We start from the raw sequence: 4,150 nt of genomic DNA, 5'->3' as shown, positions 1-4,150 counted from the left end.
CCGCATCTTCATGCAGCTGCTCAGCCGTTCGAGCGAGCGTGGAAGTGATGCCGGGACCTAGTACATCGTCGAGAAGCGGTAGAACCCGGCCACGCACCTGCGAGCGCAGGGGGCCATCCACGTCCACGTTGGTGGGGTCTGTCCAATAGGACAGGCCCTCGTGGGCGCAGATCGCCTCAGTGTCCGCCCTGGTCATGGTTAGAAATGGGCGCCGGTAGACGCCCTTGCGGGCGCGCATCCCGGCCAGCGACCGTGCGCCGGATCCGCGCGCGAGACCCAGCAGAACGGTTTCTGCCTGGTCATCGATTGTGTGGCCGAGCAGCACGGCGCTCGCGCCATGCTCGCGGGCGAGCTCGTCCAGCGCGGCGTAGCGCGCTGTGCGCGCGGCCGCCTCCGGTCCCCCGGCCGCCGGTCCCTGCGCCACATCTACCTGCTTCACGACGATCGACTCAAGCCCCAGGTCACGGCACTGTTGCGCGGCTCGTTGCGTGACGTCGGCTGAGCCGGCCTGCATGTTGTGGTCGATCAGGAAGGCTGCAGTTCTCCAACCTGCATGGCGGCCCACGAACGCGAGGGTAGCAGCGACGGCTAGGGAGTCTGCGCCTCCCGAGCATGCGACCGCGACCAGGCTTCCACCGGGGAGGTCCTCGAGGGACGCACGCAGGGCCGCTCGCCCCGTCCGCACGGCCAGGGGTGGCAGACTCACTCGGCGCCCTGGGTTGAGGTCTCCTCAGACACATCTTCTGAACTGGTGTCCCTAGCGTTGATGCCTAGGAGCGCGTCCGTGCGCTTGAGCCAGGCTGCGGCGTCCCCCAGCTCGGGCACGGTAGGCAAGAAATCGGGACCGTCGAACACTCGGTTGAAGCGTTCAAGGCTCGATGCACTGATCACAGAACGGACGAACTGCGCGCCCACCAGGTACTGCTGCGTCTTGGCCTCGATTCCCGCTACGCGCCCCAGCAGTTCCTTTGACCGGGTCAACGTCACTCGGCGGGCGTTCAGCTTTCGCCGCAGCACCCTCTTGGACTGCAGGTGTTCGCGGGGAACCCTGTCCATGATGACGTCCGCGTGGCCTTCAAGGACCGACATGAGTGCGGTGATGTTGTCGAGGTGCACGTTCTGCTCCTCAGACAGGAAGTACTCAATGACGGAAGTTTGTCCGCGGAGAGTTGCCGCGATTCCGCGCACCCACTTGATCAGGGAAGCCTCGGAGTCGAAGCCACGAATGAGGAGGTCGCTCTGCTCGCGCATGTAGTTGGTGAGCCACGGTGCCGTGGCGAACTGCAGTGCGTGCGTGTGCTCGTGGAGCGCGATCCAGAGCGCAAAATCCTTCAGATCCACGGCCATCGCACGCTGCGTGGCAAGGATGTTGGGCGCAACCAACACAAGGTGACCAGGCCGCAGTGCCGCGGTGGCGTTGGAAGCTACTGAATCGTCGGTAAACGGAATGAACTGGCCCAGCGTCCGCTGGGACAGGAACGTGAGAACGGCCGTCATTTCGACGGTTGAGTTGAGGTCAGACGGCTCCGGCTCATCCTCAACGGGCTCCGTTGTGGTGACGCCGATGATCTCGCCGATTCCACGCGCCGCCCACATCGCCCAGTTGGCGCGGTCCACCACCGAGATTCCTGCGAGCGTGTCACCGTAGGTGGCACGGTGGCTCGGTGCGGGCTCCAATTTAGCGATGTCGCCAATCATCGTGGACGCGAGGGCGGACTGCTCACGCAGCACCTCGACCACTTCCTCGGCCTTCTTGCGCGAGACGTCAGGTCCCGTGCGAACGATCTTGCCCGCAAGAACGGCGGAGCGTTCCCACGGACTCATCTCTGCAAAGTTCGGTCGGCTTCGACGCTGCGCGGTCAGCTCGCCGAGGAGCTCCTTGAACTTCATGAACAACCACACTCCGTCAGTTTCTCCACAAAGGTGTCAACCGCCTTGCGCGCACCCCATTGGCCACCCTTCGGGATCTTGTCTGCGATCACGGTGAAGGTCAGGAGGCGATTGTCGATTGTGACGACGGTTCCCGCTAGGGCGGTCACCTCTGGGAGGCTTCCGGTCTTGGCACGGAGGAGGCCGCGGCCGTTTCGTTCAATGAACCGGTCGTTGAGCGTCCCGGAGAGCCCGCCGATGGGCAGGCCGTTGACTGCGTCGATCATGTTTGTGGAATCTGAGGACACCATGAGTTCGAGCACCTGATCGATGGACCTGGCGGTTACGTAGGAGCTCTCCCCCAGACCGGAGCAGTCCACCAGTTTGATCTTGGAGGTATCGATTCCCAGCTTGCCGAGGCCCTGAACGACCGCGGTCGTCGAGCCTGAGAACGAGGCAGGAAGGCCACGGTCACGCGCAATCGTGTGACCGATGATCTCCGTGATCGTGTTGTCGGATGACTTGAGGAAGTACTGGACGATCTGCGGGATGGGCGCGGAGTTCACCTCGCCGAGCAGGTTGTCGCCCGTGGCGTTGAGCGCGGCCCCGGCAGACTCGTAGACGCCCTTGGACACCGCTCCTTTCACAGCGATGCCCTGCTCCTTGAGTCGGGCGGCGAATGATTTGGCGGCTTCCAGCGCGGGGTCGGTGTACCGCGGCGCGTAGTTGCCCTCGGAACGCCGGCCCGTATCCACCGCGACCACGGAGACGGGTGCCGCATAGCCGAGTGGCACGAGGTCCTCGTCCCATGGGCCCAGCGGGTTTCCTCGGAAGGCGGACTCGTCGAGTTTGAGGTTGACCTCCTCGATTCCCGCGAGTTTGAGCTTCGCAGCCACCTGTTCCGCGAGGTCTTGGAGTCCTGCGTGGCCATTGGTGGCGTCTGGGTCGCCCTTCTTGGCGGAGAGCATCATGTCGCCCTCCCCCGCAAGGTAGAGCGTGTTAGTTCCGGAGAGAACTACCCTGGTCCGAAGGGTCTGGTTGGGATCGAGTTGGTCGAGTGCTACCACAGCCGTGAAGAGTTTCTGCACGGACGCAGGGATGACGGCCTTGTCCGCGCTTGATTCGCCAAGGACCTCTCCAGTAATCCCGTCTGTGACAATGACCGCGACGCTCTTGCCTAGATGGTCAGTGTTTCCGGTGAGTTCTTTGACGAGTTCGGAGACGTGTGCGGCCGTGGGGATGGGCGCGCCGGCGGGCAAAGCACTGAGTACTTGGGCAACCTCAGGCCGTGCTTCAGGTACGTTGACGGTGGGAAACGGCTTGGGGTCGGGGGTTTCCGGGGCGATTGTGAGGACGCCGGGGACGAGGTCGTGCAGGTCAGCCCAGAAGTATCCGCTAGCAAGTACGAGTGCAGCGGCTACGGTGCCACCGACGGCCTTGGACATGAGTCCCACGGATGACCCACCTTCTTTAGATGCTCTTGGGCGTGCTCACGGGCGTCGACACGGGTTAACGCATGCCCGTTCAACATGTAACAGGCTCACCTGCAAGCCTACTGGGAAGTGGGCGCGTGTTGGCCCTCTGGACACGAATCACAACGATTTCGGGCCCCGCGGCGTACCATTGTCGTTTACCCTGTAAAAGGGTCAATCAGACCAGAAACCAGTCTATTGAATACACCTCCTAGGCGCGTAACCCGCCCAGGCCATGGTGCAACGGAGGATGAAAGTGGAATTCGACGTAACTATCGAGATTCCTAAGGGTCAGCGAAACAAGTACGAGGTTGACCACAAGACAGGTCGCATTCGTCTTGACCGTATGCTCTTTACGGCAACCCGCTACCCTGACGACTACGGCTTCATTGAGGGAACCCTCGGTGAAGACGGCGACCCGCTCGACGCTCTCGTGCTGCTCGAGGAGCCAACCTTCCCTGGTTGCCTCATTCGTTGCCGCGCGCTTGGCATGTTCCGCATGCGTGATGAGGCCGGCGGAGATGACAAGGTTTTGTGTGTTCCAACCGCTGACCAGCGTGCCGCGTGGCGTCAGGACATCGATGATGTCTCTGACTTCCACCGTCTTGAGGTCCAGCACTTCTTCGAGGTCTACAAGGACCTTGAGCCAGGTAAGTCCGTTGAGGGCGCTCACTGGGTTGGTCGCGTAGAGGCCGAGGAAGAGATTGAGCGTTCGTTCAAGCGTGCCCAGGACGCCGGGTACTACGACGAGCACTAAGGGAACTTGCCCGTGTTGAGGGTCGCAGCGAAGCAAGACACTCGACTAAGGG

The 4,150-nt window shown here is 62.5% G+C and carries 4 protein-coding genes; 1 reads left to right on the top strand and 3 read right to left on the bottom strand.

Annotated features, from left to right (window positions below; genetic code table 11):
* From tilS to dacB, 3 genes are all read right to left on the bottom strand, one after another.
* A partial coding sequence (tilS, locus tag HGSM_RS11165; protein ID WP_019148851.1) for a tRNA lysidine(34) synthetase TilS occupies nt 1–706 on the bottom strand: 706 nt, incomplete at its 3' end.
* Complete coding sequence (locus HGSM_RS11160) at nt 703–1,890, bottom strand: zinc-dependent metalloprotease (RefSeq protein WP_019148850.1); 1,188 nt, start codon at nt 1,888–1,890, stop codon at nt 703–705. The genes tilS and HGSM_RS11160, both read right to left, overlap by 4 nt.
* Nucleotides 1,887–3,314, bottom strand: a complete 1,428-nt coding sequence (gene dacB, locus HGSM_RS11155; RefSeq protein WP_040595185.1) for a D-alanyl-D-alanine carboxypeptidase/D-alanyl-D-alanine endopeptidase — start codon at nt 3,312–3,314, stop codon at nt 1,887–1,889. The genes HGSM_RS11160 and dacB overlap by 4 nt, the downstream gene beginning before the upstream one ends.
* Before the next feature lie 283 nt (nt 3,315–3,597).
* Here dacB and HGSM_RS11150 point away from each other — a divergent pair, with 283 nt between their 5' ends.
* Entirely contained in the window at nt 3,598–4,098 is a 501-nt protein-coding gene (locus HGSM_RS11150; protein WP_040595184.1) for an inorganic diphosphatase, read from the top strand.
* Nucleotides 4,099–4,150: the final 52 nt, after the last annotated feature.

The organism is Timonella senegalensis JC301 (genome assembly GCF_000312125.1).
In the GTDB taxonomy this organism is placed as follows: domain Bacteria; phylum Actinomycetota; class Actinomycetes; order Actinomycetales; family Cellulomonadaceae; genus Timonella; species Timonella senegalensis.
This window is presented reverse-complemented; position numbering and strand designations above follow the sequence as displayed.

Coding starts and splice junctions, on each gene's coding strand:
- dacB (WP_040595185.1), bottom strand. CDS start 3,314: ATGTCCAAGGCCGTCGGTGGCACCGTAGCCGCTGCACTCGTACTTGCT.
- HGSM_RS11160 (WP_019148850.1), bottom strand. CDS start 1,890: ATGAAGTTCAAGGAGCTCCTCGGCGAGCTGACCGCGCAGCGTCGAAGC.